Source organism: Cupriavidus sp. 21MJTG02-4 (genome assembly GCF_057798975.1).
In genome coordinates, this window is the sequence record NZ_JBYOJP010000011.1 from 47,778 (window position 1) to 73,359 (window position 25,582).

24 protein-coding genes are annotated in these 25,582 nt (G+C 62.0%); 17 read left to right on the top strand and 7 right to left on the bottom strand.

Annotated features, from left to right (window positions below; translation table 11 throughout):
* Nucleotides 1–2: 2 nt before the first annotated feature.
* The 4 genes from AC3FKH_RS21200 to AC3FKH_RS21215 are packed head-to-tail and all read right to left on the bottom strand — an operon-like array spanning nucleotide 3 to nucleotide 4,191.
* Nucleotides 3–2,447: a VirB4 family type IV secretion system protein gene (locus tag AC3FKH_RS21200; protein WP_488677786.1), complete on the bottom strand. Its 2,445-nt coding sequence runs from the start codon at nucleotides 2,445–2,447 to the stop codon at nucleotides 3–5.
* Nucleotides 2,441–2,770 (bottom strand): conjugal transfer protein, encoded by a 330-nt coding sequence (locus AC3FKH_RS21205; protein ID WP_488677787.1) that lies wholly within the window; start codon nucleotides 2,768–2,770, stop codon nucleotides 2,441–2,443. Before AC3FKH_RS21205 ends, AC3FKH_RS21200 begins: the two co-directional genes overlap by 7 nt.
* A gap of 2 nt (nucleotides 2,771–2,772) precedes the next feature.
* Nucleotides 2,773–3,123, bottom strand: coding sequence for a TrbC/VirB2 family protein (locus AC3FKH_RS21210; RefSeq protein WP_223999989.1), 351 nt, complete (start codon nucleotides 3,121–3,123; stop codon nucleotides 2,773–2,775).
* Between the two features lie 18 nt (nucleotides 3,124–3,141).
* Nucleotides 3,142–4,191 carry a TadA family conjugal transfer-associated ATPase gene (locus tag AC3FKH_RS21215; protein WP_488677788.1) on the bottom strand — a complete coding sequence of 350 codons (1,050 nt, stop codon included), beginning with the start codon at nucleotides 4,189–4,191 and terminating at the stop codon, nucleotides 3,142–3,144.
* Nucleotides 4,192–4,617: 426 nt separating this feature from the next.
* Here AC3FKH_RS21215 and AC3FKH_RS21220 point away from each other — a divergent pair, with 426 nt between their 5' ends.
* The 15 genes from AC3FKH_RS21220 (at nucleotide 4,618) to pilV (ending at nucleotide 19,350) form a co-directional block, all read left to right on the top strand.
* Nucleotides 4,618–5,325 carry a VirB8 family type IV secretion system protein gene (locus AC3FKH_RS21220; protein WP_488677790.1) on the top strand — a complete coding sequence of 236 codons (708 nt, stop codon included), beginning with the start codon at nucleotides 4,618–4,620 and terminating at the stop codon, nucleotides 5,323–5,325.
* A 2-nt stretch (nucleotides 5,326–5,327) separates the two neighbouring features.
* On the top strand, nucleotides 5,328–6,218 hold the full coding sequence (locus AC3FKH_RS21225; RefSeq protein WP_488677791.1) for a TrbG/VirB9 family P-type conjugative transfer protein: 891 nt from the start codon (nucleotides 5,328–5,330) through the stop codon (nucleotides 6,216–6,218).
* Between the two features lie 12 nt (nucleotides 6,219–6,230).
* Nucleotides 6,231–7,502 carry a TraB/TrbI/VirB10 family type IV secretion system protein gene (locus AC3FKH_RS21230; RefSeq protein WP_488677793.1) on the top strand — a complete coding sequence of 424 codons (1,272 nt, stop codon included), beginning with the start codon at nucleotides 6,231–6,233 and terminating at the stop codon, nucleotides 7,500–7,502.
* Nucleotides 7,495–8,292, top strand: coding sequence for a lysozyme family protein (locus tag AC3FKH_RS21235; RefSeq protein ID WP_488677794.1), 798 nt, complete (start codon nucleotides 7,495–7,497; stop codon nucleotides 8,290–8,292). Before AC3FKH_RS21230 ends, AC3FKH_RS21235 begins: the two co-directional genes overlap by 8 nt.
* Nucleotides 8,289–9,605 (top strand): TrbG/VirB9 family P-type conjugative transfer protein, encoded by a 1,317-nt coding sequence (locus AC3FKH_RS21240; protein WP_488677795.1) that lies wholly within the window; start codon nucleotides 8,289–8,291, stop codon nucleotides 9,603–9,605. Before AC3FKH_RS21235 ends, AC3FKH_RS21240 begins: the two co-directional genes overlap by 4 nt.
* Complete coding sequence (locus tag AC3FKH_RS21245; RefSeq protein WP_488677796.1) at nucleotides 9,602–10,039, top strand: lytic transglycosylase domain-containing protein; 438 nt, start codon at nucleotides 9,602–9,604, stop codon at nucleotides 10,037–10,039. Before AC3FKH_RS21240 ends, AC3FKH_RS21245 begins: the two co-directional genes overlap by 4 nt.
* Before the next feature lie 28 nt (nucleotides 10,040–10,067).
* Nucleotides 10,068–10,601, top strand: a complete 534-nt coding sequence (locus tag AC3FKH_RS21250; RefSeq protein ID WP_488677797.1) for a toxin co-regulated pilus biosynthesis Q family protein — start codon at nucleotides 10,068–10,070, stop codon at nucleotides 10,599–10,601.
* Nucleotides 10,598–12,277: a type II secretion system protein GspD gene (locus AC3FKH_RS21255; RefSeq protein WP_488677798.1), complete on the top strand. Its 1,680-nt coding sequence runs from the start codon at nucleotides 10,598–10,600 to the stop codon at nucleotides 12,275–12,277. The genes AC3FKH_RS21250 and AC3FKH_RS21255 overlap by 4 nt, the downstream gene beginning before the upstream one ends.
* Nucleotides 12,278–12,292: 15 nt before the next feature.
* Nucleotides 12,293–12,967 carry a type IV pilus biogenesis protein PilP gene (pilP, locus tag AC3FKH_RS21260; protein WP_488677799.1) on the top strand — a complete coding sequence of 225 codons (675 nt, stop codon included), beginning with the start codon at nucleotides 12,293–12,295 and terminating at the stop codon, nucleotides 12,965–12,967.
* Between the two features lie 3 nt (nucleotides 12,968–12,970).
* Entirely contained in the window at nucleotides 12,971–14,209 is a 1,239-nt protein-coding gene (gene pilO2, locus AC3FKH_RS21265) for a type 4b pilus protein PilO2 (RefSeq protein ID WP_488677800.1), read from the top strand.
* The gene (locus tag AC3FKH_RS21270; protein ID WP_488677801.1) at nucleotides 14,206–16,008 is read left to right on the top strand and encodes a GspE/PulE family protein; all 1,803 of its coding nucleotides are present in this window, start codon (nucleotides 14,206–14,208) and stop codon (nucleotides 16,006–16,008) included. Before pilO2 ends, AC3FKH_RS21270 begins: the two co-directional genes overlap by 4 nt.
* Nucleotides 16,005–17,045: a type II secretion system F family protein gene (locus tag AC3FKH_RS21275; RefSeq protein ID WP_488677802.1), complete on the top strand. Its 1,041-nt coding sequence runs from the start codon at nucleotides 16,005–16,007 to the stop codon at nucleotides 17,043–17,045. The genes AC3FKH_RS21270 and AC3FKH_RS21275 overlap by 4 nt, the downstream gene beginning before the upstream one ends.
* 33 nt (nucleotides 17,046–17,078) lie before the next feature.
* Entirely contained in the window at nucleotides 17,079–17,579 is a 501-nt protein-coding gene (locus AC3FKH_RS21280) for a prepilin type IV pili (protein ID WP_224081680.1), read from the top strand.
* 144 nt (nucleotides 17,580–17,723) lie between these two features.
* On the top strand, nucleotides 17,724–18,095 hold the full coding sequence (locus AC3FKH_RS21285; RefSeq protein WP_488677803.1) for a hypothetical protein: 372 nt from the start codon (nucleotides 17,724–17,726) through the stop codon (nucleotides 18,093–18,095).
* A 7-nt stretch (nucleotides 18,096–18,102) separates the two neighbouring features.
* The gene (gene pilV / locus AC3FKH_RS21290) at nucleotides 18,103–19,350 is read left to right on the top strand and encodes a shufflon system plasmid conjugative transfer pilus tip adhesin PilV (protein WP_488677805.1); all 1,248 of its coding nucleotides are present in this window, start codon (nucleotides 18,103–18,105) and stop codon (nucleotides 19,348–19,350) included.
* 557 nt (nucleotides 19,351–19,907) lie between these two features.
* Here pilV and AC3FKH_RS21295 read toward each other — a convergent pair.
* The 3 genes from AC3FKH_RS21295 to AC3FKH_RS21305 form a co-directional block, all read right to left on the bottom strand.
* On the bottom strand, nucleotides 19,908–20,933 hold the full coding sequence (locus AC3FKH_RS21295; RefSeq protein WP_488677806.1) for a CAP domain-containing protein: 1,026 nt from the start codon (nucleotides 20,931–20,933) through the stop codon (nucleotides 19,908–19,910).
* A gap of 620 nt (nucleotides 20,934–21,553) precedes the next feature.
* Nucleotides 21,554–22,741 (bottom strand): FlhC family transcriptional regulator, encoded by a 1,188-nt coding sequence (locus AC3FKH_RS21300; protein ID WP_488677807.1) that lies wholly within the window; start codon nucleotides 22,739–22,741, stop codon nucleotides 21,554–21,556.
* Nucleotides 22,742–22,812: 71 nt separating this feature from the next.
* The gene (locus AC3FKH_RS21305; protein ID WP_488677808.1) at nucleotides 22,813–23,979 is read right to left on the bottom strand and encodes a hypothetical protein; all 1,167 of its coding nucleotides are present in this window, start codon (nucleotides 23,977–23,979) and stop codon (nucleotides 22,813–22,815) included.
* 766 nt (nucleotides 23,980–24,745) lie between these two features.
* Between AC3FKH_RS21305 and AC3FKH_RS21310 the strand changes: the two genes are divergently transcribed.
* Complete coding sequence (locus tag AC3FKH_RS21310) at nucleotides 24,746–25,051, top strand: hypothetical protein (protein ID WP_488677809.1); 306 nt, start codon at nucleotides 24,746–24,748, stop codon at nucleotides 25,049–25,051.
* Nucleotides 25,052–25,151: 100 nt separating this feature from the next.
* Nucleotides 25,152–25,580: a hypothetical protein gene (locus AC3FKH_RS21315; RefSeq protein WP_488677810.1), complete on the top strand. Its 429-nt coding sequence runs from the start codon at nucleotides 25,152–25,154 to the stop codon at nucleotides 25,578–25,580.
* The last annotated feature ends 2 nt before the right edge of the window (nucleotides 25,581–25,582 follow it).

Genomic DNA, 25,582 nt, shown 5'->3' on the forward strand with positions numbered 1-25,582 from the left:
CACTAGCCGCGGGCCAGCACTTCGCGCACATACCGCTCCTGCCAGTCGGGCAGGCCGCTTGCGTAGTGGCGATCGAGCACTTCCTGCGCGTAGCCGTCGGAGCGCAGCATGGCCACCATCTCCTTGCTGAACGCGGTCTGAAGCATTCGACTCTGGCTTCTGGTGGTCCAGTAGTAGTCCCTGTTCGGCACGGCCTCGGCAATCAGCTTGGTCTGATCCAGCGTGAGCCCAAACACATCGCAGTAGAGATCCTTGCTCGTCACAGCCTGACTGTTGGGCAGGTAGATAATGTTGGCGATGTTGTCCTTGAGAATCTCAAAGTCGGCCACGCGGGCAATCTGCTGCAGCGACTGCGTCGCCATCCAGATTGCGCCGTTGAGCTTGCGGATCGTGACGATCCAGGTTTCCAGCCGCGCGTAGAAGCGGGGGTTGGTGAAGAAGAACCCGGCTTCCTCCACTTCGATGATGGTGTAGCGCGTGCCCATCGACTGGCTGATGCGGTAGAACGCATAGTCCATAAACAGGGCCGCGGCGCGCGGGAAGTTCGAGAACAGGTCGCCCATCTCGATCGAGAGATCGTCGCTGACCTCGAAGGCGTCCTCGACGTGATCGAAGAAGTGACCGTACTGCCCACCCTTCACCCAGATCTGCAGGCGCTCACGCAGCGTGGCGTGTAGCTGCGTGCACAGATTCGAGAGCGTCCAACGCTCACGGGGGAAACGCGAAAGAATCTGGACAGCCTGGTAGAGATCGGTGCGCTGTTGCGGCGTGCAGCGGAAGTCCTCGTCCTCGATGGCAAGCGCCAGCCAGTCGGCGAGGTAGGCGTGATTGGCGGCGTCACCGAGCAGGGACAGCGGATTGGTTTGGGTAGCGGCCTGGAAGCGGCCGGTAACGTCAACGAATTTACCGCCGGCCAGCAGGGTCGGGATGCGGGTCGAACGGTCCTTGTCGAAGCGGATACGGCGGGCGCCCTGGCGGCCGGCCTGCGTGACAAGGAAATTGAGGAAGACGGACTTGCCAGCGCCGATGGGGCCAAGCACAAGTAGGTGACCGTTTCCGCCCGGTTGGTGCATGTCCACCCGTTGGGACGTCCGGTGGCGCGTGGGCAAACAGGTCAGCGGGGGCGTCTCCCGCCCCGACAGGTTGGAAAGCCAGTTGTTCCGGGTTGGGCCGGGCCGCACGGAGCGGAGGGGCGCAATGTCGGAGACCGCCGGAGTCTCTACGAACTGGAGCCGGCGCTGCTTGTCCCAACGACCGGGCAGGGTGCTGTTCCAGGCTGGCAGCAGATTGGCCTTCTCACGAATCGGGGCGAACCCGGCATTGGTGATAGTGCCCACCACCTCGCTCACGGCATCCTCGCATTCCGCCTCGGTGTCGCCGTAGACGATCACGGAGATATTGACGAAGCCATGCTGCTGGCCTTCGGCGGTCAGGCGGCGCAGCGCGTCGCCTGCCTCCGCGGCCAGCTGCTTGCGTCCCTCGTCGTTCTCCGCCTCTTCCTTGGCGGCCATCTGCTTGATGATTGACCAGAGATTGAAGCTGGCCATCTTGTAGAAGCGGCGAATCTTCTCAATGTGGCCGGTCGCCTTATGGGTATCGAGGAAGCGATAGAGAATGCAGACGTCAAGTTCGACATCGAGCTGCGTGAGCGCATCGAGCGCTGCCTCCTGAAAGCCCATCCATTCTTTGATGGCGACGATGGCGGCGTAGCGCTTGCCGTGGGCCGAATCGAAGTAGAGCTTGTCCGCGCCACAGGTGACTTCGGATTCCGTCAGGTGGGTATCCAGCAGCGTGACGGGGAAGCGCACCGGGCGAGGGGGCACGGTGGGGTTGGCCGTCTGGTGCAATGCGGCCAGGCCTTCCTGCATCGACAGGCGAGAGAGTCCGAGCTTGGTTGCGCCTCCGGTGAAGGCGTCGAGCATGGACTCGAAGCGTTTGGCGTCGGCCTCGGTCCGCTCCAGGTCGAAGGCAAAGGCGTTTCGCGCCAGCAGCACGTCTTTGGCCGTCTCGAAGGCGGCGACCGCCACGTTCTTCCCCCCCTCGGTCATGTGGTACGCCATGCGCTCGAAGATCTTGTCGATCCCGTTCTCGGGCGTGTAGGCCAGTGCCAGCGAGTGCGAGTTGTGGAAATACCGGCCGCTCGCCATGTTCTCGCGGTTCAGCGCGTCGAGCCGAGCGTCGGAGGCGGCAGGAAAGGTGCCGCCAATGTACTCGCGAGTGCGGCGGTGGCGTAGACGCCACCATGCGGTGATGCGACTGTCGAAGCTGCGGCAAGCCTGGTCCAGCTGGTCGCGCGCGCCCGACCCGTCGTTGCTGTTGGGGCTGTCCGCATCGATGCCGTGAAACTCATAGGTCGCAAGCAGCGAGCCATCCTTGTTGAGCACCAGATCTGGGGTGACGAGTGTCATCCACGGTGCGATCTCTTGCATGGGGCGATGCTTCAGCATGGCAGGTCGCTATCGAAGCCGTACGGGCGGCGAAATCGGGGGCTGAACTTGCCATGCCACGGCACCGGCATATACACGTCGCCGTAGTGGTTGTAGGCGTTCAGCACGAGGTTCCACCATGGGTCGCGGGTGGTAAGCCAGCGCAAGAAAAGGTGCACGCACAGCCCGAGCAGGAAGAACCCGCCCATGGTGACCACGCCGCCCGAGTAGGTGGCGTAGCACAGCAAGGCTGTAATGGTGCCGTTGGCGATGGCGAGGCCCCGAACCGCGCCGCCCATCATGCGGGGCAGGGAGAGGGAGCGGCTGACGGTATGCTGGCGCATGATCAGCAGTACGCGGTGAGGCCCATGTTCTTGGCGATCGGGATCGCGGCCGCGGCAATGCCTACGCCGACAATTGCCGTCATGACAATCTTGACGATGGTCGATTCGGAATTGGCGATGCCGATTGCGCCAAGAATGATGACGACGACGCCGATCACGAAGAGTACCGGGCCGCTCACCAAAGCCATGATTGCGCAGATCATGTTTGTGAGGCCGCTGAACATCCCAAGGTCGGCTGCAAAGGCGCTTTGCGCGCTCAAAAGCAGCGCGGCCCCTAGCAAAAGGGCTGCTTGTTGCGAACGGATGCGGTTGGCTCTGGCTTGTAGGCCGGGCAGCGATTTGGGTCGGAACATGGGTTGTTGCACTCCTAGTTAGAAAACACGTTTGACGACATAGTCGTTTTGGTCGAAGCCTTGGATCTCCAGGATTTCCGATACGTGCCGCATCTCGCCCGTGCGGCGCATGTGCAGGACGTATTGAAAGCACTCGGCGATGAGCTTGCGCATATCATTGAGCTCCCAGCGGGAGCCGGCTGGGATGCCTAGCATCGCCATACCTTCGAGGCGCGACAAGGCAGAGCGGGCGTTGTTCGCGTGCAGCGATGCCATGCCGCCGTCGTGGCCGGTGTTGAGCGCTTGCAGCAGGTCGTAGGCTTCGCCGCTACGGACTTCGCCCACGAGGATGCGATCGGGGCGAAAGCGCAGGGATAGGGCCACCAGTTGCTGGGTGGTCACGCGAGTGTCTGTGTTTGAGAGCAGGCGCACCTTGTTGGGCACGGACATCTTGAGTTCCATCGTGTCTTCGATGGAGAGCACGCGCTCGCTGTGGGGAATCTCGGCCACCAACGCGTTGAGCAGCGTCGTTTTGCCCGACGAGGTCCCGCCCGCGACCAGAATGTTCTTGCGCTGCCTGACCAATTCGGTGAGGGCGTCCTTGAGCGCATCGTCTTCCAGCGCCCCGTTGAAGATGGGCTTGTCGTTGGCAGTGCTGCGCGCCACTCGCGAGGAGAAGGCGCCCATCTCGACGTAGTCGGCGAGCGACAGGTTCTTCTCGCGATGGCGACGGATGCTGAGGGCGTTGCCGTCGATGGCGGTCGGCTGCATGACAGCGGCAATCCGCATGCCCTGATAGCCGGCGTTGATGATGCCCTGGTCGGTGCCGCGTACGGCGGACTTCTGCACTGAGGCGGCGAGTGCGCGGATCGCGCCTTCGATCATCGCTGGATCGAGCCGGATATCCAGTTGCTGGAGTTCACCGTGCCGCTCGATCCAGACGCTGTCGGCATGATTGATCATGACCTCCGCAATGTCGGGCGCTTCGACATAGCTCTTAATGGGACCAAGCGCCTCGAAGAACATCGCGACCGCGCTCGCTTCGAGCTGGTCGAACTGGAGGGGGGAATGTGCGGTCGTTTCGGACATGCCGCTATTGTTCTTGTTCGGCGTGCGCGTGTGCGGCCAAAAGCTATGCGATTTTGGTGAGCTTTCTGCGGATAGGGATGGCCGGCGCGCGAGCGAGTTCTGTGGATCCTACTCATTCGAGGGTAAGCCGACTTCGTCATTGGCTTGGTGGTCAGCGCAGGCAGGGCTTATCAGTCCAACAGGTTGGACTGAGTTTCTGGGAAAGGCGACAGAAAAATGTGAGCTTTCGGGGAATCAGGCTGCTGCATTGCGTTGCGCAGCGAGTGATGCGCATGAGTTGGTCTTGTGTCCCAAGTGAGAGAAATGCTGCCTTTGTGGCAGGTCTAAATCCCCATCGGCAGAAAGCTGTCAAAAATCGCATAGCTTTTGGGGCGCGTTAGGTCGCGATTCACTGGTCCAATTAGCGGCATCCAAACGGGGTGCCGCATGCCACTGTTCTCACGTAGCAATCAAGCCAAGAAGGATCTCTCGCCCGCTCCCGGCATGTACGCCGGTGACGATGTCACGCAGTTCCTGTTCGATCGGACTGCGCGTGTCGTGGTGGAGCGCAATCACTGGAAGCTGGCGGCGCTGGTTGCAGCGTTGGTCGCCATAGCAGCGGTGATGACGCGCCAGCCGCCGGAGCCGGTGGTGCGGGTGGTCGGCGTGTCGGGCGATGCCAATGGCAAGCCGGTCGCACGTGAGTTGGACGCCTACCAGCCGAAGGCGCTGGAGATTCAGGTCGCGTTTCGTGATCTGGTCACGCGCATGTTCACCATCGAACCCGTGCTCACGGCGCAGATCGAAGACTCCCGCATCTTCCAGAACATCAATAGCGCGAAGAAGCAGATGGTGGGCGCGGCGCGCGAGCAGTTCGAAAAATGGTTGTCCGAGGACGCGCCATTCCGAGCCATCGCCCAAAGCCCGACTCTGGTGCGTGAGGTTCAGGTCACCAATATTGCCTTGCTGCCCGACAACACGGTGGCCGTGGAATTCGTCACTTCCACCCGCGAGGAGGGATCGAAGCCGCACAAGCAACGCTACGCGATGACCTTCCGTTACCAGATCGACCCTCCGAAGAGCGACGCGGCCCTCACTGCCAATCCGTTCGGCATCTACCCCGTCTTCTTCAGCATCCAGAAGTCCGCTGCCTGACCATGTCCAAGTCCCTGCGCTCTACGCTCACCGTTGCCGGCCTCACCTTAGCCATCTGCTTGACGCTTTCGGCCGGGCCGGGATTCTCTGCCCAGAAGCCCTCGCGCAAGGCGCCGCCGCCGCTGCCCACCCTTGGCATCGGCGACATGGCCGACGCGATGAATCCGATGAACCCGTTCAACGGTGGGGCAGAACCGGTGGCCTTACCCGGCGATTCTCGGCTGGTCGTATTTCCGTACAGCGCCGATCAGATCTTTCGTGTACTGACCGCGCCGCTGAAGGTGACGACGATCGAGTTTGCTGCCGACGAACAGATCCTTGGCGACCCGGCCTGGGGCGAGAACATTCGCTGGAGCTTCGATACCGACGGGGCGAATCACCTCTACGTGAAGCCGCACGCCGCGGGGCTGGTGAATACGCTGTCCGTCAACACGAACAAGCGCAGCTACGAGTTCACGCTGGTCTCCTCGCCGCTGGGCGGGATCTTCTACCAGAAGGTGAGGTTTCGTGTGCAGATGCCGTTCGGCGCCAAGACCAAGGCGCGCAACGACGTGGAGGGCCAGGAGAGCGAACGTGGAAGCGGCGGTGCGGCTCCCGATGCTGTCGCCGTGTCGCCGGACAAGCTGAACTTCGACTATGGCGTGTCGGGCGACGCGAGCTTCAAGCCGGAGACCGTCTTTGACGACGGCAAATCGATCTGGATGCGCATGCCGAAGGCGACCGAATGGCCGGTTGCGCTGGTGAAGGATGGTAGCGACTACGTCGTGGCCAACTTCATCCGGCGTGGCGACTTCCTCGTGCTGCAACGCCTGGCCAATGAGGTTGCCCTGCGCTCAGGCGACACGGAAGTGATCGTGCAGCGCGGCAAGCGTCGCTTCCTGGGTCTCTTCTGAGCGAGGCGCACCGTGAAGCCGCAATCCGTGACGGACGTCTCCGACGCGCAAGAACGCCTGACCAAAGGGAAGGTGCCGCGCAACATCGTGATCTCGCTTGGCGTGGTGGCTGCCGTGCTGGTGGGCTCGCTTGGCTACTACTACCAGAGCGGCATGGAGTCGGAGCTGGCCAAGCAAGCCGAAGAAAAGAAGGCCAAGAAGCTGCAGGAACGCACCAGCAGCCCGGACAACGGCGGCCTGGACCAACTGATCCGCCAGCAGCAGGAAGAGGCCCGCAAGCAAGCCGAGAAGCAAGCTGCCGAGGCGGGCAAGCCCGAGGCGCCGGGCAAGGCACCGGTCATGACTGCCAAAGATTTCGTCCAGTCGTCGACCGGCGCGTCTGCCCCAGTTGGCGACTTGGCGAAAGCCAACGACCTGGATGCGGTCATGACCTCGCCCATTTTTAAGGCGGATGGCAAAGCGTTGCGGCGGGATGCCGGCAAACGTCAGCCGGACCTGACTGGCGTGGTCGATCCGGCCATGATGCGCGTGCAGCAGCAGGCTGCGGTGGCGAACATGGATGGCGTGGGCGGCGCCGGTTACCCGGGCGGCATGGGCGGCATTGGGGCGGCAGCCCAAGGCGCAGCACCGGCCGGCCCGACCTCGAGCGACAAGGAGTTCTTGCGCGGCGCGGCGGCCACGGGCTTTACCCGCACCGGGTTCGCCGGAACGTTGGCGCCTTGCACGGTGAGCCAGGGCTTCATCATTCCCGCCACCTTCGTTGGCGGTTTGAATTCCGACAAGCCGGGGGAGTTCCGTGCGGTCGTATCGCAGGACGTGTACGACACGGTCCGTGGCAACTGCAAGGCGATCCCGGCGGGCTCCACGCTGGTCGGCACATACAGCAGTGACATTGCCATCGGGCAGGAGCGCATCCTGGCCGCTTTTGTCCGCATGCAGCTGCCGAATGGGAAATGGGCGCCGCTGCTCGGCATGGGCGGCGCCGACCCGAATGGCCACGCGGGCATCAGTGGCGACGTCAACAATCACTTCTTCAAGATCTTCGCCGGTGCGTTGATCATCGGCGTACTGGAACAGCACTTTAACGATTCCAACACGGCAACAACCGTCGGCCCCAATGGACTGACCACCTACGGGAACACGGCCGGGCAGGTGGCCGCTCAGACGGCGCAGACGATCCTGAACCGGAACCAGAACATCCGCCCCACGATTACCACCAAGCCGGGCCAGAAGCTGCTTGTGCAGGTCAGGCACGACATCGTCCTGGAGCCGTACCGTGACTAAGTTTGGTGTCACTGCCCTCCTGGCTCTGGCCGCGTCAGGCGCCGCTGCTCAGACCATCGAGGCCATGGTGAGTCCGACTGCACTGGTGCTGCGTGAGGGCACCACCGCCAGCGTCGTCACGCTTCCAGGCAAGCCGGTCCTCTACTGCGGGCTGAATCCGTTCCTCGGCTGGTCGGCGCGGCTGATCGGCGCGAGCCTGCGCACGGCGCCGGGGGGCGAACCCATTGTCGAGGCTAATGGCCTGTCACTGCCGATAATGGCGCTGCTGGCCCGCGACGGCTGGCTGCGTCCGGAGCAGCTGGACGACGGCGCACAGGTTGCGCTGGTCGAGCGTCGCGGCGGATGGGCATGCGCGCCTAAGACCGAGCCCTTCGCGCAGATGAGCGCCAAGGTTGACCCGCGGATTCTGGCCGGTATCGCCATGAATGAGTCGGCCTATCGCGGTCGCCCGTGGCCGTGGACGCTCAACGTGGCCGGGCGCGGCATGTACTTCGCTACCCGCCAGGACGCCCATGCGGCTATCGAGCAGTTGCTCGCGGCCAAGCGCTGTGACTTTGACGTCGGAATCATGCAGATCAACTGGTGCTACCACGGCAAGCGGTTCGCCTCGGCGTGGGACGCCCTGAGCCCCGCCACCAATATTCGTGTCGCCGAGACGCTTCTTGTCGACAACCTGCAGCGCAGCGGCTCCGCGATGAAGGCGGTGGCCTGGTACCACAGCGCCGACCCGGCACGTGGCGGACCGTACTTCAGCCGATTCATGAATCACTTCCAGCAATTGCAACGATGATGAAGCCGCTACTGATCTCCGTGCTGGCCTTGGCGGCGAGCGGCGCTGCCGTCGCAGCGGATACCGATCCGCTCGATTTCGACTACCAAGTGGTGGCGCGGGCGAGCGATCGTCCGGCGCTCATCTTCAATGACGGGGTCTCAACGTATGTGCAGCCACGGGCCGGGCAGGCGGTATCGGCAGACGGCGCGCAGCAGAATGGACCGTACTGGGTGATCGACGGAGTGCCAGACGTGGTTCGTTACAGCGTGAACGGCCAGCCGGTCGTGGCCCGCCTGAAGCGCGCGAATGGGTTCACGTCTGAGCAGTCCAATTCGTTCGCCGATTTGTCTGGCAGCCGTGCTGCCATCTCGGGGCGAATTGCGTTGATTGGCAGCTATACGACGTTGCCTCTGGTTCGTGCAGGACGCTGGTCCATGCCTCTCGCGCAAACGGTCAAAACTATCGCACCGGCCGGCTGGTCTGGCACGGCGCAGAAGGATATTCCGCTGACCGATGAAGTCTCGCTTGAACTGCATGGTGGCGAGAACTGGCTCCAGGCCCTATCGCGGCTGCTGGAGCGGCGCAATCTCTACGCGGAGGTGGACTTCGGTCGCCGAAATATTGGCCTGCGTGCCTCGCCGCCCAAGGGGTTCGCGGTAGCCGGCGAGGCGCCCAGTGACGCGGCGCCGGGCCGGGCGCTACAAGCTGCCGCTGGCAGCCTCGCTGCAGGGGCCCCAGCGGCCGCAACGGCCGAAGCATCTGTGGCGGCTCCAGCATCCTCCGGCACCACGCTTGCGTCGGTACCTGTCGCTGCGAACCCGTTGCCAGAAGGACCGACTCTGGCCTCCGCGTTTGGCGCGGTAGCGATTCGCGACAACAAGCAGGGCAGCATCGAGATCCGGTTCGACCGCGAGCCCAAGGACCTGGTCCTGCGCGATGGGTCTGATAGCAAGATTTGGACGAAGTGGGATGAAACCCAGCGCGTTTTGTCGTTCTCCACGGTGGACCGGTTCACGGCGACCGCGGAGGGAAATTCCGTGGAGGTTACACGCTCGCCCGAGATCGACTACGAGTTCCCGCGCGAAAACAGCGCTGGCCTGGACATGATCTTTGAAAAGGACGGGGCCACCTATCTAAGTTTCGCGAAGTCTCTGGTCAGCGTCTCCGTCTTCGGCGATGACCACCAGCGCAACGGCGAACAGAAGGACCGCTACTACAAATTCAACGGCATCGCCGCGCGCCTGACCATCATCGCAGACGGCAGCGTGGTCTACGTGGACCGGGTGCCGCAGGTGCGCTTCAAGGAGCGGCCCGGGAAGGTGGCGTCGTGAAGCTCGGCACGATCGCGTCCCTCATAGCTTTAGTCCTGCTGGCCGATGCTGCTCACGCTGACTGCCTGGATGATGCCGCGGTGTTTCACGGCATCAGCCCGCCCTTGCTGCGCAGCATCGCCATGCAGGAATCTGGCATGCGGTCATGGGTCACCAACCGGAACACAAACGGCTCCGAGGATATTGGCCTCATGCAGATTAACTCGATCCACCTCCCGCGGCTGGCCCAATATGGCCTCACGCGTGACCACCTCTTCAATGGGTGCGTCAATGCCTACGTCGGTGCGTGGATTCTGCGCGAGAACATCCAACGCTTCGGCCCGACGTGGAAGGCAGTCGGTGCCTACAACGCGTCCTCGCCCGACAAGCAACTGCGATACGCCAACCAGATTCATGCGCGGTGGCAGGCGCTACAACGCGCCGCCTTGCGGTAGTTCCAACCGTTCACTCGAAAGCAACGCTATGTGCCATTCCTCACGAACCATCCGCATTGCCATCGCCGCTGCGTCGCTTATGAGCTGCGTCGTCCTCGCACCGACAGCACACGCCGCTCAGCTGTCGACTGACGGCTGGCAGGCGTTACAGCCCGCACGAGCCAGCAAGGCTGCCATCGAGACTACGTTGCTGGCCGCCAATCACCCCTCGCTCGCGGCGTCGGGTCAAGTCAATGTGCAGGCAGCCGCTAACCCCGGCCCAACGGTCGCGCTTGCAGCCGCCCCAGCCGGCGCGCCGGTCGTTGGAGATGTCTTCCGTCTCGTGAAAGGCGAGCCGCTGCAACAGCAGCTTCAGAAGTGGGCCGCCCGCGCTGGTTGGACGGTGGCCTGGAATGTCCCCGATGGCTGGATCGTGCCGGGCGACAAGGACTATGGCAGCGACTTTGAGGGCGCGGTCCAGCGCGTGGTGGAGGAGCTCGCCAGCAATGGCGCCGACGTGGTCGGCGACAGCTGGCGCGGCAACCGCACAGTGATCATCAGCCAGAACGGAATGGTGCAATGAATATGCAAAGCCAACGCTTTACCGCCGCCGCCGTGGCGGCAGCCACCTTGCTGTCGGGTTGCGGCGTGATGCAGACCCTGGAAGTGCAGAGCGCCATCTCGGCCGACGCGCAGGCACGCTACGCCGATGCGCCGCGCAGCCGCCCCGTGTTCCGAGTTCATGAGGGCGCGTGGTTGCTCGGCGAGAAGATCCGTGCCAGCAAGCCTCAGCCCGACATTTACGGCAAGCATGTGGTGTTCAAGGGCACCATTGGCTCGTTGAATGAGGCCGCCAACTGGATCGCGCAGAGCGTAGGCGTGCGCGCGACCGTGGAGCCATCGACCGTCGGGTCGATGGCTGGCGGGTCAGTACCCGGCGCGGCATCCGCGCTGGCGGCGGGTTCTGCCCGGCCGGGCGGACCGATCCCGACTGGCGGCATGCAGCGCGTGGACCTGGCCGCCCCGTTGGCCGGGGCACCCGTGCCTGGCGTGGGCGCCGGTGCCGCGGCGGCATTGCCTCTGACTCTCCGCTACGAAGGCAACTTCAAGGGCTTTCTAGATGCGGTCGAGGCGCATTTTGGTGTCTGGTCACGCTACAACGACGGCACGGTGACGTTCTTTAAGACGGAAACCCGGACGTTCATGTTGCCGAGTCTTGCCGATTCGTCGTCCATGAACGGATCGATCACCACGGCGGACAGCGGCTCCGGCATGGCGGGCGGCGCAGGGGCAACGGGCGGCAACGGCGGTGCTGGTGGCAGTGCCGGCCGGACCGGTCAGACGATGAACATGTTCATCGAGATGAAGCCTTGGGAAACCCTCCGGGCCACCGCGAAAGCCGTTGCAGGCGCGAGCGCTGAAGTCGTCGTCGACAAGAATCTCGGCACGCTGACGGTCACGGGCGACCCCGTGCAGTGCGATCGCATCGAACAGTTCGTGAAGAGCTTGGCAGCCATGTATGGCAAGCAGGTTGCCATCGACGTTCAGGTCTACGAAGTCCGCGTCACGCGCGAGGACAACTATGGGCTGAACCTCTCGCTCGCCTACCAGAGCTCCAGCGGCCAGCCTGGCGTCTCGTTCAGTTCGGCCAGCACGCCGGCGGTCTCGGGCAGTGCTTCGCCTGCGACGCTGGGCGCAACGATCATGAGTGGCCCGTTTGCCGGCAGCAAGGCCGTGGTTCAGGCGCTTTCGACGCTGGGCAACGTATCCCAAGTGGTGTCGCGATCGGGCGTGACGCAGAACGGCAAGGTGCTGGCGCTGCAGACCGCGACGCTGCAGGACTACGTCGCCCAGGCGCAGACAACGCTGGCCGCGAACGTGGGGTCGACCAGTTCGATCCAGACCGGCACGGTCACCTACGGCTTTACCAGCAACTTCCTGCCGAAGGTGGTCGACGGTCGGATTCTGATGAACTTCGACATGACGCTGTCGGACCTCCTCCCGCTGCAGCCGTTCAAGTCCGGCGGCGAGGCGAATCAGAGCACGGTGCAGCTTCGCACGATGCCCACCAATCGGTTCACCCAGTCGATCACGCTGAAGCCCGGCGAATCGCTGGTCCTCACGGGCCTGCGTAATCAGAAGGCGACGACAACCAACAATGGGATCGGCGAGCCGTGGATGGCCGCGCTCGGCGGTGGTGTTGGCGCCACCAGGGGCGATACGGTCATCGCCATCATGATCTCGGCCCGCTTGCTGTAACACAGAGACAATCCCATGCAGAATCGCGCATTCATTCATCGTTGGGCGCCGGTGACGCTGGCCGCCGCCGCCATCGTGTGCCAGGCAGCAGCCTTTCCGGCTAACGCGGCGTCGGCCATGTCCAATCCGGCCGCCGCCGCGATCGCGGCGGCTGGAGCCGGTCCGGTGACAGCACAACCGGCTTCCATTGCAGCGGCACAGCCGCCCGCTACATCCGGGGCGACCAATCTGCCTTCGGCCACCAGTGGCGGATCTGCCGGCGATGCGGCTCAGGCACCGCGCCACACCGATGCGCCGGAGTTAGCAGCGCTGCAGGCTCAGATCGCCTTGTGGAAGGCCCGAGCGGAGATCGCCAAGTACAAGGCGGAGGTCAAGCGCGCCGAGGACTCCCTGACTGCGACGGCTGCAGGCGGCGCGCCGTCTCCGGGCGTCGGCGCCATCTCGCTGGCCGCGCCGATGCCGGTGGGCAGCGCCACTGGCGACCGTGCGAAGGGCTTCTCATCGGAAGCGCTGCGTGTCGTGTCGCTGCGCGCGTTTGATGGGAATTTCAACGCGATTGTCGATGTCAACGGGCGCATGGTACCCGTCCAGCCGGGTGATGCGCTGGAAGGTGGCTGGAAGGTCGTGGCCATTGACGAAGGCGGCGTGAAACTCGCCAATGGCAAGCGCGTGCGCACGCTGAGGCCGTAAGCCATGGCCGAAGTCCTGTCATTTCCGGGGCTGAAGGGCGGCTTTGCTGTCGGGCTGTCCTGGCAGCATGAGGAAACCCAGCCGAGCCAGAGTGCCTTGCGCGTGCGAGCGCTGGACCTTGGCCGCAATGGTCGTTGGTGCGTCGTGCACGAAAGCACGGAGGGCGCCGTTCAGACCGGATTCTGCGAGGCTATCGCGGGCACCAAACCGGCTCGCCTGAAGCCGCTGGCTGCGATTGTCGCGGGTCAGCATCGCCAGCCCTGGATGGGGCTGTTCCACCTCCGGGGCAATGTCTACTGGTATGTCGCGGTGCGACAGGGGCACGCAGTCATCGCCGGCGGCGATCGGGTCGGCACGCTGGAAGAGATCAATCCGATCCGCGAACGGCATCGCGCCCTTGGCGAGTGGACCGAAATCGAAGGCACCTTGCGCGACCTCGCCACGATGGCGCGTGCCTCGAAGGGCGTTTCCGTCATGCGTGACGCGCTAACTGGTCGCTGGAAGTCGCAAGCCTACACGATGGCTGCAGTGTCGGGCGTGATGGCTCTAATCGGAGGCGGCTGGTACTGGTACGACCAGCAGCAGGAGGCGGAGCGTGAAGCCCAGCGGATGCAACAGCGTGCCATCGCGGCTGCGCGGCTCGCCAACGAGGCAGCCCGCCAGCAAGCCGCGCCGTGGGTGGAGATTGCGGCGCCCAAGGAAATCATGCTGGCGTGCCGCCGTGCGTGGGATCGGCAGCCCCTTGCACAGGGCGGTTGGACGCTGGCCGGCTGGCGCTGCAAGCCGGCGACGCCGACGGCACTGACGATCGAGACCACGTGGAAGCGAGAAGGCGGCGTGGCGGACACCGCGCCAGGCGTGCTAACCGCAGATGGGAACCTTGCCACCGAGACGGCAAGCGTCCCGGCCGAATTCCTGCCTTCCTCGCGCGAGATCAGCTCTTCGGCCGAAGCGCAGCGTGCGATGTGGACCTATGCCCAAAGGAATGGCGTGAGTTTGCAGTTGACGATGCCGCCCGCGTTGCTGCCAACGGACGAAAAGACACCTGTCGACCCGTGGTTGGCGATGACGGCTGATATCGGCTTCGGCGCGCCGCCGTGGCTGGGAGCGGGCGAGGGAATTGAGGCCGTGGCAGGTGTCCGGCTGACCGAGATCAGCTATGAGGCCGCCAACCAGACCTGGAAAGGGACCGCGAAGCTCTACGCGACGCGGAACGGCAGCTCGCTACGGAGTGAAAGATGATGGGAACGATCACGCGACTCTGGCGAGGCCAGGGCAAGGCGTCGCGACGCGTCGGCAGTGGTGCGGCAAGGGTAGAGCCATCCGTCAAGGCGGATGTTCTGGTGTTGTCGCCGCCTCCGGAGGTTCTTGAACCCCACCTCATCTACCCGCGAAACGTCGCCGCGCCCTTTGATCGCGTTGCCTTGAACCTCAACTACCTGACGGCCGAGCAGGCTGGCGCCCTTCGTCAGCGTGCGGCGGATAGCGGACTCTACGTCGAGGACGTTGCAAGGGAGTTCGGCCTGTCCGAGGAGAACGTGCAACAGGTCCTGGCGGTGCATGGCTGCGAGATTTACGTGGACGCCCGGCATTTCGGCACGCCGCGGCTCCTGACGTGGGAATCCAAGTTGCGACGCGGCGGCGTTGCCCCGCAGATCCGAAAGGTCTCGGCGCAGGAACTCGCCGAGCTTCGGCAGCAACGCGGCTCGGGGCAACTGCTGGATACCGACCTGCAGACCTTGACGCTCGCGCGCCGATTGATCGCCGATTGCGCGGCCATGATCGCATCGGATATTCACATCCTGGTGCGCGATGACCATACCGAGATTCAGGTACGGATCAAGGGCGATTTGCGAACGGTGTCGGCGCTGTCGATGCGACGCGAGGAGGGCGAGCGCCTGATCCGCGCAATCTACACGGGCCTGGCGACGGTAAAGGCAGCGACATACAACCCGCTCGATGTTCAGGATGCACAGATTGCCGGAGACGCGCTGCCCGGAACAGGGCTGTCGAGCGTGCGGATCATCCGCGGGCCGGCATATCCCGTTGAAGCCGGCGGCGGCTTTCTGGTCGCTCGACTGCAGTACCGCGAGCATCACGAGGGGACACTGAAGGCGGACGCGGTCGATGCGGCAAAGAGACTGGATCTGCGGACTCCCAAGGCGCCGGGCGGTGACTTCAAGCTCGGGCAGATGGGATACACGCCGCTTCAGGTCGAACTGATTTCCCAACTGCTGCGCCGGCCGATGGGGGTAATTGTGGTGACGGGGCCAACCGGGAGCGGCAAGACCACGACGCTGTTCGAATGCACGCGGCACCAGGCGCGGCTCTTTCCGGAAAAGCGGCTCATCACCATCGAGAATCCGACCGAGTACCCGATGGACTGGGCTGTCCAACTCACGACGGAAAGTGAGCGGTTCCCCGAAATGCTGCGCATGACGCTGCGGATGGATCCGGACGCGGTGTTGCTTGGCGAAATCCGCGGTGTCGAGGAGGCCATCGCAACGTTGCAGGCTGCGGCCACTGGCCACCTTGTGCTGACGACCCTGCACGTGACCGATCCGTTTGAAACGTTCTCGCGGCTGATGATGCTGGACCACGTTCGACTCGCCATGGAGGTGATCGCGAACCACAACCAGATCATCGGGCTGATCGCCCAGCGCATCGTGCCGCTGCTTTGTCCGGAGTGCTCGGTGCCGCTTGAGCATGCCTCACAGGCACTTCCGGACTACATGCTGAGAGCACTGCAGTCCTGGGGCGACTTGTCGGAAGTCCGGGTGCGTGGCGCGGGTTGCTCCCATTGCCACGGCGAAGCGATTGTCGGCCAGCAGGCGGTCGCCGAGGTGGTCGTTGCTAGCGAAGCGCTGATGCAGGACTGCATCAAGGACGGCGTATTGGTTGCGCGGCGCGAGCATAGGAAGCGTGAGGGGTCTGACAAGCCCATGATTGCCCATGCGATGGATCTTGTGCTGGCCGGACGTCTAAGTCCGATCGACGCCGAGCGAAATGTTGATGCCATTCCCATGTGGGAGGAACAATGAGCGAGATGGCTTGGGCAATGCGCCGACGCCTGTACCAACAGGCTTCGAGCCAATTGGAGAACGGGCTGACCCTGGCGCAGGTTATCGACGACTTCCGCGAGCGGCAAGCCCGACGGGGCCGCAAACGCGCGGCCGAGGCGGCGAACGAGGTCGGACGTCAGGTACGGGATGGCAAGACCCTGATGGCGGCAATGGGGCCGGGCCTCAGCGATCTCGAGCGCAGCGCCCTCGATGCCGGCGAGAAGGCCGGTCAATTGCCGGACGCCATGCGCCTCGTACTGGAAGTGCGGGATCTGACCGCCCGCCTGCGCCAGAAGCTCCAGGCCAGCTTCTTTGCGCCGGCGGTGTATCTGGTGACCCTGTACGCGGTGCTGCTGCTCATCGGTGGCTACATCGTTCCTCAGTTTCTGGGCGTTCTGCCGATCGACCGTTGGACGGATTGGGCCTACGCCATGTACTTGTCGGGAGAACTGGCCGTGGGCTGGCCAGCGCCGTTGCTGTTCGGGACGCTTGCCGGGTACGCAATCTGGAGCTGGTGGGCGCTTGCCAGGTGGACCGGTCCAGGCCGGCGCTACTGCGACAAGCACATTTTCCCGTTCACGGTGTACCGCGAAATCACCGGCTTCACCTGGTTGCTGTCGTTCGTTGCCCTGTTGCGCGCCGGAGTGCCAGATATCGCTGCGCTGGAGAGCCAGATTGCGACAGCGTCGCCGTGGCTTGCATCGCGCTTGCGGCCGATTCGGCTGGGTCTTGCTGACGGGCTGGATCTGGCAGAGGCCATGCGGCAAGCCGGAAACGCGTTCCCCTCCCTGGATCTGATTGACGAGATCGGCGCCTATGCCGGCTTCGATGACTTCACGGAAAAAATCACTGTCGCCGTTCGACAGCACGCGGAGGTCATTGAGCGGCAACTGCTTGCGAAAGGGATGGTGATGTCCGCCATCTTTACTGGCTTCATGTTCCTCGCTTTTATTGTGCTCCAGCTCGGAGCCAACTCTCTCTCATCGATTCTCACGTCATCGATGGGGCAGCTCTAACGTCGACGTGCTCAAACCTGATAGGAGTGTCAAATGGATGGAATTCTTGGGCGCGTCGTCGCTACTGTGTTGGGCTTGCTTGCACTGGTTGGGATCGCGTACGCCAGCTATAACGGCTTCCAGAATCACAAAGCCAGCGTGGTTGCAACGAACATCACGCAGATCATCACGAACGCACGGGGCGGGTTCTCCCAGGGCAATAACGGTTACACCAACTTCACGACCGCGAATGTGCCAGCCCTGATTACTGGCGGGATGTTCCCGACGGACATGGTGCGCGGCACGGCGCTGGTTGACACGTGGGGTAACACCGTCACACTCGCGTCGGCCAACAACGGCTCGCAAGGCGTCATCACGTTCGGTGGTGGCAACGCGCAGACTGCAAAGCAATGCGTCAGTGCCGCGTTGAGCCTGAAGGACTATGTCACGTTGGTGGTCGGTACGACGACTTTTACGCAGACCACGCTGCCCGATCAGGCAACCGCTGGTGCTGCCTGCAGCGCGACCGCCACATTTACGCTCACCTTCCAGTGAGAATCCGGCCGGGCACAACGGCCTAAGGGGACAAGCATGGGATACCTAGTGTTACCGATCGCAGCGGTGCTTTTTTGCGCGGGAATCATGGCGCAGGGTTGGCAGCTTGCGCAGGCTATGCCCGGAGCGGGGTTGCCGGGCCGCATGGATTCCGTGGCTACGGTGACGGCCCAGCAGGCGCAGGCGTACGGCGCAGCGTGCGTGACCACCGCCGGCGCCACGCCGGGGCTTGTCGGTGCCAGTGTAGTGCCCGTGCTGCCATCGGGTATGACCGTGCCAGCCGGAGCAGGATGCATGGCTGTAGCCAAACCTGGAGGTGGACGGGATGTGTACGGATACGTGCCCGTGTCCTCCGGTGCCAGCGCGGCGCTGCTTGGCAGCACAGGCGGAAGTCTCGGCTGGTTCCGTGTCCGCAGCCAGGGCACGGCCGTCAATATCTCGACGGGCACCGCGTATAGCGTGCCCGCGAGCATTCCAGTCGGCGCGCTGGTCCATTGGATCCAGTTGAATACCTGAGTAACGCATGGAATCGATCGTTGGATATCTCATCGCGCTGATGCTCTCGATGCTAAGCCTTGCAGGCTTCGCGACGTGGGCAAAGGCCGGGGTGACGAATGTGCAGACCGCGGCCGCTGCCAGCCAGATGCTGGTGTTTGACAAGGCTGCATTGCAGTTCGTGCAGGACCAGGCCGCCACTCTCGTGATCCAGGCGACAGCTACCGTGCCCGTCTCAGTCACACCAGCGGTGCTTGTGAATGGCGGCTATCTGCCGGCGGGCTTTTCGGCCACCAATGTCTTCGGGCAAAGCTGGCTACTACAGGTGCTGCAGCCGACGCCCAACAATCTTCAGGCGCTTGTTACCTCGCAGGGCGGCCGCGCCATTACCGACACTCGTCAGCTCGTGCAGATCGCCGCTCAAGCTGGCGCGCAGGGCGGCTTTGTGCCATACGCCGGCCAGAACGGTGATCCAACGATGGTGCCGACCAACGCGTACGGCGCATATGGTGCGTGGCAGGTACCGCTTGCCAACTTTACGAATCCCGGTAGTGGCCGGCTTGCATCGTTGCTCGCCTTCACCGGCGCGCAGGCCAACAACGGTTACCTGTATCGGGTGCAGGTTCCTGGCCACCCGGAGCTGAACAAGATGCAAACCTCCATAGACATGGGAGGCAACGATCTCAACAGCGCTGGGCGGGTGACGGCAAACACTGCGTTGACAAGCGGCGGCGACACCTACCTGACCAGCACGGGCACACCGAACACGGCTTGCGGGGTGGATACGTCCGTCCGTAGAAGTTCGACTGGGACTGGGCTTGTGATCTGCTCCGCCGGTATTTGGCAGCCCGTTGGGACTGCCGTCGCGAATGTGTCAGATGGCATGTGGTGTGAAAACAATGGTCAGTTCGCAACAAGCGGGAACAACGTTGGCTACGTCTGCAAAGGAAATCGCTATGTGTCTCTGAGCAACGCACTCGGCAACATCGTCATAACGCGAAAGATCGACAACGTGACCGATGGCATGGCTTTCGTGAAGGACAACTGTCCCGGCGGCGCGCCATGGGCCATTTACACCCCCAAGCAGCAGATGGTGAACGTGACTGGAAGCGTCATGCCGCCGATTGAGGGCACCTACTTTGCAATGAATGACGGTGGATGGCAGTGGGGTGCCCAGGCTAGTGCGATATCCCCATCTGCTTGGTATAGCGGTAATGACATCGGTGCGATCGGGGGACAACTTGTCGGGACGGTCACCACCGGCTGTTCATACTAAATTAAGAACAAGGAAAAGTGATGAAGGATGTTCTCAGGGTGCTTGTCGCGGTAATTCTTGTTGCGAGCGCAACATGGAATAGTACGGCAAATGCGGAGCTAATAACTCTTCCTGCGCCGGCTATGACCGTTGCCGACTGTTGGCCCGGTACTCATTGGGACCGGCGTCCGGGGACTGGTATTGCGTACTGTGCGATTAACTCCCCGCCGCCCCCTCCGCCGCCACCGCCGCCACCGCCGCCACCGCCGCCGACCTGCCCTGATCCTGCTGCAACAACGTCATTTCTTGCGCTCGCGTTGAATCGGGACGCGAGCGACAATCTGTTTTGGGACTCCTATCTCTACTGGTACGGGTCTACACGTTTTCATGGCGCTGACCTACCCGACGTAGATCCGAACTGGCTGATCGATAAGATCATCTCGAATCAGGGATTCATTCGTGGGGCGACGTATGTGAATATCGACAACGTCTACTTCCGGGTTGCCTTGTGCCAGTAGTCATATCGTAAAAAAAATGCCCGCGGTTGCGGGCATTTCTCCATGCAGTTCCTGGCCGGCTCAAAAGGCGTTGAAGCTCCACGACTTCGTGATAGGCACACCGTTTCGCGCCCCGGCAAAGGTGGCCGTGTAATTCCCTGCGGACAGTGGCTGGGTCGGCAACATAAATACAACGCCTGCAAACAAGTTTGCATCGGCAACGGCGCTTGCGGTTGAACCCGACTTAGCTGCCGCAGGAACCAATACACGCACGGGCACGGACGCGCCATTAGGGCCTGTCAGCGTAAAGCTGGTGACCGTCAAAACGTCCGACGCCGCGGGCGCAGGCACTCGGAACATGATCGGTGTGCCCGCCGTAGAAAGATCCGACGCAGGGTTGGGGGATTCGGCCGCTGGCGTGAAAGAGCCGAGGACGGAGTCGTTGTCCAGCGGGTAATACGCGAAAGCACCGGCCGGCAGCTGCTGGCCGCCATACTGCGGCAAGCCATATCCGCCGCCATTGGCGCCGGTCGACACTGAGAAATTGATAACGCAAATATTGTCGTGAAATGCGATGCCGGTCGCTTCTTGGTTACTGGTTACGCCCTGCAAGTGATAGACACTATGAAGGAAGCCAGCAACGCATTCCGCGCCATCAACGTATCCGGCCTTGCCCAGCACTTGCCCGATCCATTGGTTCTTGCTACCGCCAGCGGCGACAACCTGATCATACGGTGTCGCGCCAGTGAAGCTCGGCAGCCCTGGCGTCTCAGTATGACTAATGGTGCTATTCGCTTTCGAGTAGATAAGATGGTTTTCGGCGGCAGCATCGAGGAGTGGATCCTGCTTGAGCTGACCGACACCCATCTTCTGACGAAGCGTGTTCAGTGCGTTAAAGGCGCTCAGGCGGCTGTCCGCATATGTTGGCGCCGGGACACTCGTCGCCGGAACAACGGAAGTTGGTGCTTGAGGGGCCGGTTGGCTGGTATTGCTATTTCCGGTGGAAGGCGGGTTGGAGCTACCGCTGTCGCCACCGCCACCGCAAGCGGCGAGGGAGAGGGCGGCTGCCGTTGCAAAAACGCTGAGAAGAGTCGTACTGTTTTTCATCTTGTTTTCCTTTTTGCTGGAATCTTGTGGATCGCCTCTCGAACCACTTGATTCCAGCTTACCGAAGCCAGCGCGAAGTCAAGTCGCGCTAGCAGCCCGACGAAAACGCAGCCGAGGATCGGCTGCATGGCTTCCTAGTCGGCAGATCGGAGGCGAATTTTAGCCCCCATTGCGAGGGGTAGGGCCGGCCGTTGCGGAGTCCTCGCCTCGTTGTCTCAACTATCGTATAGGTACGATCCGCAATGGTTGCAGAGGTGCTGGTCTCGATTCGACAGCAATCCGGCGTTGCGCCAGAGACGGATGCTGCTCGAATTGCAATGGGCGCAAGCCATTCCGCGCTTGGTCCGGCAGTGGGGGTACTGGGCCAAATATTCCTTAAGTGTTACCCGCTTTCGGCGGGAAACAAAGAGAAGTAGGAGAGGCGTTGCCACGGTCAGTACATACGCCAGCGCTCCCCAGAGTACTGCGCTCCTGCCGCGCCGGTGGGCAAGATACGCAGTGACGGCCATGCAAAGCGCCTGGAATGGTAGGAGTCCGATATGCATGCGACAGGGTCCTGACGACGGCGCGATTACTCGCGTCGCCTCCGTTGGGAATAGTTCTGTGACCGACTTGGCTGCCTACTGCGTGTCTCCGCTGCGCCGACGACGCCGCCAGGGTGCCGCGCTAAGCGTGCCGGAGCACACCGGGCAGGCGTAGGACCGGCTGAGCTCAATCCGCGCACCGCTGTTCGCGATCAGGTAGTCGGTGCCGCAGGACCTGCACGCGGCGAGTGAGACTTCCGATTCCTCAGCCATCGTGCGTGCAAGATAGCTGGCGCGATCGGCAGTAAGCCGTAGGTCCGAGGCGAACGCCTGCGCCGTAACGTTATAGGCGGCGATCAAAGCCTCGGGCACTTTTGAGTCTTGGCTGATGCAGATTCGGTATAGCCAGAGAAAGACTGTGGACTGCACGCGCGCATTCGAGGATTCGAAATGCCAAGCGACGGAGCTGGGCATTTGGCCGCAAGGAGACGATTCACCGTGGTACTCGAGGTAGACCTTTCTGGCTTTCGCGGAGTTGATGGAAAGTAGCGATGCAACGCTTGAGGCCCGGCATCCCATGGCGGTGAGCATCATGCTATAGACATCGGTTTGCAAGCGTTCGAGGCGAAGATGTGTCCACCCTTGCTTGCCTTCCGGCTTCTCGACACGGAGTTGGGAGAATCGCATGAAGTAGTGACCCAACAGATCGTACGACACGCGGTCGGCCGAATGTTCAATGAAGAAGACCGGGTCCGAGATGCGCCATCGGAAAAGGGGGAACTGTATTCGGTTCACTGCGAGGTCGAGCTGATGCTGCGGCAATCCACGTAGGTAGTGAGCAAGCTCCAAGCTGATGCCGAGCAGAGGCGCGGCGAGAATGCTGGCATGCAGCAGTTCAACCATGAGCCACACGTAGGCACGGTTGTTGTGATAGAGAAGGATCTTGTCCACACTGTCGAGGACAGGCATTTGCATTTGCACCTTGTCTACCGCCAAGGTTGTCGTGCGTCCGGCGACCAGCGCCTTCCAGTCCTCCGCCGATGTAATCGATGGGACCACGGTCATAAATGGCGTGCCCATCAGCTTGCGAAAGCCAGCCTCGTTCTTGCGCAGCGCAGCGATCTCTTCCTTTCGGATGCCAAACGTCTGAGCAAGCGTGGCGTGCCGGATCAAAGCCTCCTCCATATAATCGGTGAGGTGATAGTTGGTTGAGCGAACGCGTTCGGCTGACAGTTTCGACAGTCCAAGCTTGTCGAAATCGCCGCGCAAGATATCAAGCTTCATTACAGTTTCCTCGTGCAGTATTTATTTTTTTTAAATGTTTGAGTTTAGAAATCCTCACTTGGCAGGTGGGGTTACTTTGTATGGTTGAGTGCCGCGACCAACTCCCCGTGATAGCGAGAGACGACGGCCGCCATCGTTTCAAGTAGAGGGCGGAACCGGGCGGAATCTTGGTTCATTAAGACTCGCAGTTGAGTCTGAGAAAATTTCGTTGCCATGACTTCGAAGTGTTCCTGGAGGTCGGCCAGCAGCGCGCGAGTATCCGCGTCGTTAGACTCTGCCGCACTGGCGGTCTCCAGCCGGTGCAAAGTGTCTTGGAGTTCCTGCTTAGCGGCGGCCAGCCGCTGATTGACGGCTTCGATGGCCGCTTCAACGGAGATGTAACCTTCAGGTGGCACTTCGCGGACGACTTCTTTCGTTTCGATCCGAGACTTGGCATTGACGGCTTGATCAAGGAGGCGGTCGCGCTCGTGAGTCAAATCGTCAATAGCGATCTGAAGCTTGCTCACAGCATTGTTACTTCTGGCGAGGTCGACTTGCGCGTCCGAAAGCGCCGCGCGATGTGTGTCACGTTCAGTGGAAGCCTGGTGGGCTTGCGCACGGAGGTGCTTGATCTCGAACTCCATGTCCCGTTGGTGGGTGACCGCGTGGGCGAGCTCTTCCCTCACGCCTTCGAGTTTTGCCGACGCTTCCAATAATTGTTCGTCGGACTGGCGGGTCTTGAGCATCAGCTTGCGGACGTCGTCACGGGTCAGTTCATTGTTCTTCTCCTTTGCCTCCATGATTACCAGTAGGTCATCGTCTGACACCTTTTCACGGACCAGCATGGCCAATTCTCCAAAGGTGAAGAGGTTGACCGCCCTGTTGTTATCCAGGAAGCGTCTGTACGTCTGCATGTGAACGTACATGGACGACCTTCCCAGGCTCAGGACTTGCTTGCAGTAATCCAACAGGAGGGCGGCTGCATGCCTGCGGGCGAGTCGCCGGTTATCCGAAGAGGCCTCGAAATTGCTGAGCATTGTCGAGTGGATCTGAGCAAGTCTTGCTCCGACAGCAAGCTGTTCCGTCTGAATGCGCTCTTGGCTCAGCAAGATTTCTCGGCTGGCTTGGACAATGCGTCCAACCTCGGCGGAGTCGAAGCGGTCGGTGAGGACTGCGCGCGCGAGCTGCACAAGCTGAGCCCCCTTGTCCTCAAGTGGGTCGTCCGAGAGGATGGATGGAAGGTTGTTAGATTGATCCATAGATTTTTCTTTTTCGTGGTCTTGTCGCCGGCGAAGCCGGTTGTTCCAACCGTACATGCACCGTCAGCTTGTCAAGGGCGCGACGGGCGGGCCGAAGGGCGAGTCGGAACCCGGTGCGTTCCCACTTGGGCAGGGAACATGTCGAGCTTATGCGCGTCTTTCCGGGGCAATGGTCTGGAAAGACGACGAATGGGGCATAGCTTTCGCCGCTCGTGCTCGGACTATCGGCAAAATTCGGAAGGGGTGTAGGTGTTTACCCCTATAGTGGGGGGGTGTCGGGGAGCGGCTGTTTGGCAGTTTACGTATTCACAATTAAGCAAAGCGGGGGCCGAATACTGCTAGCTTTCCGGAACTTCTGATTACCCCCGGACTCGCTGCCAATCGGTGGCGCACAGATTGCGCAGTAGGCCCAGCGCCCACGTCTGAGCGTCAGTTTTTGTGCTCAGTCCAACAGGTTGGACTGACTTTCCCGGAAAGACGCATAGTTTTGGTGAGCTTTCCGGGGATTCGATGGGCCAAAGATGGATTACCGTTCTATGAACACACGCGTCCCAGGCGCATCGACATGACAGGGCAAAGCGCCACGCTTGCTTCGTCCCATGACTTCCCTTCAGTTTGCGAATCCCTGAGCAGCGTCCTTGCCCGATGCCGTGTGCATTCGGCAAGCGCGTTGCCGCTTCAAGGATTCCTTGCTCTTCTGAGCATCGAATAATCGCCCGACATTTCTGTCGGGAAATCCTAGTTTCAGTTTTCAAGAGAGAAAACCATGGAATCCTTGTCCAATCTGCTGCGCTCGCCTATCCGCCTGTTCTTTTCGCTGATGGCGATCTATGTGGCAACACAATCAGCGGTTTGCGCGTTGTTTCTCGCAATCGTCGGGGTATCTTGGGTCTATCACAATGTCTTCGGTCGCTCGCACATCGTGCCGACGCCCCGAGACGTTACGATGCCCAAGCCGCAAGCTGCACCTGTTGACCAGAGCGATTCGCAAGCGCCTCAAGCTCGTGCGTATGCGAAGTCCCCTGTCGTCGTTCCGTTGAAGCGCCAGGAAGCTGCTTGTCGCAGCGCCTGACCTGATCCGCCCTCGTTCTAGAGGGCGGCTCTATCCACCTGTCGTGGGAACCTTGTTCCCACCGGCAGGTGGGCAATAGGGTTCCCATTCGGAGAACCCTATGGAAATGAAACCCGCCGCCTGGCAACTCGATTTCTTCGGGGACGCGGCACCTGTCAAAATCATCCCGCCAAAGCGCGACCCGTTGCCCGATCCAATTCACTGGAGCGACGGCGTACGTGAACAAATGGTTGACGCGCTGATCAGCCTCGCCTGCGATAGCCGTCGCGGCGACAATCTTCCCGAGTCCCTGGCCGATTGCGCCGATATGCTCCGTGCTCGCATGGAAGGAAGGGCCGTCGAGAAGGAAGACTATGACATGACGCTGGGCTGGATCTTTGGCTATTGGGACGGGGCGTTGCCCTATGCCTATGTCTGCGCCGTAACCGGCGTGAGTCCCGAGGTCCTGCAAGACATCATTCTCAACAACTCCCGTCTCAGGCGCGACCTGGCCGAAGTCCGCGGGATGCGTTGCGGGTCTCTGCTCTAGGA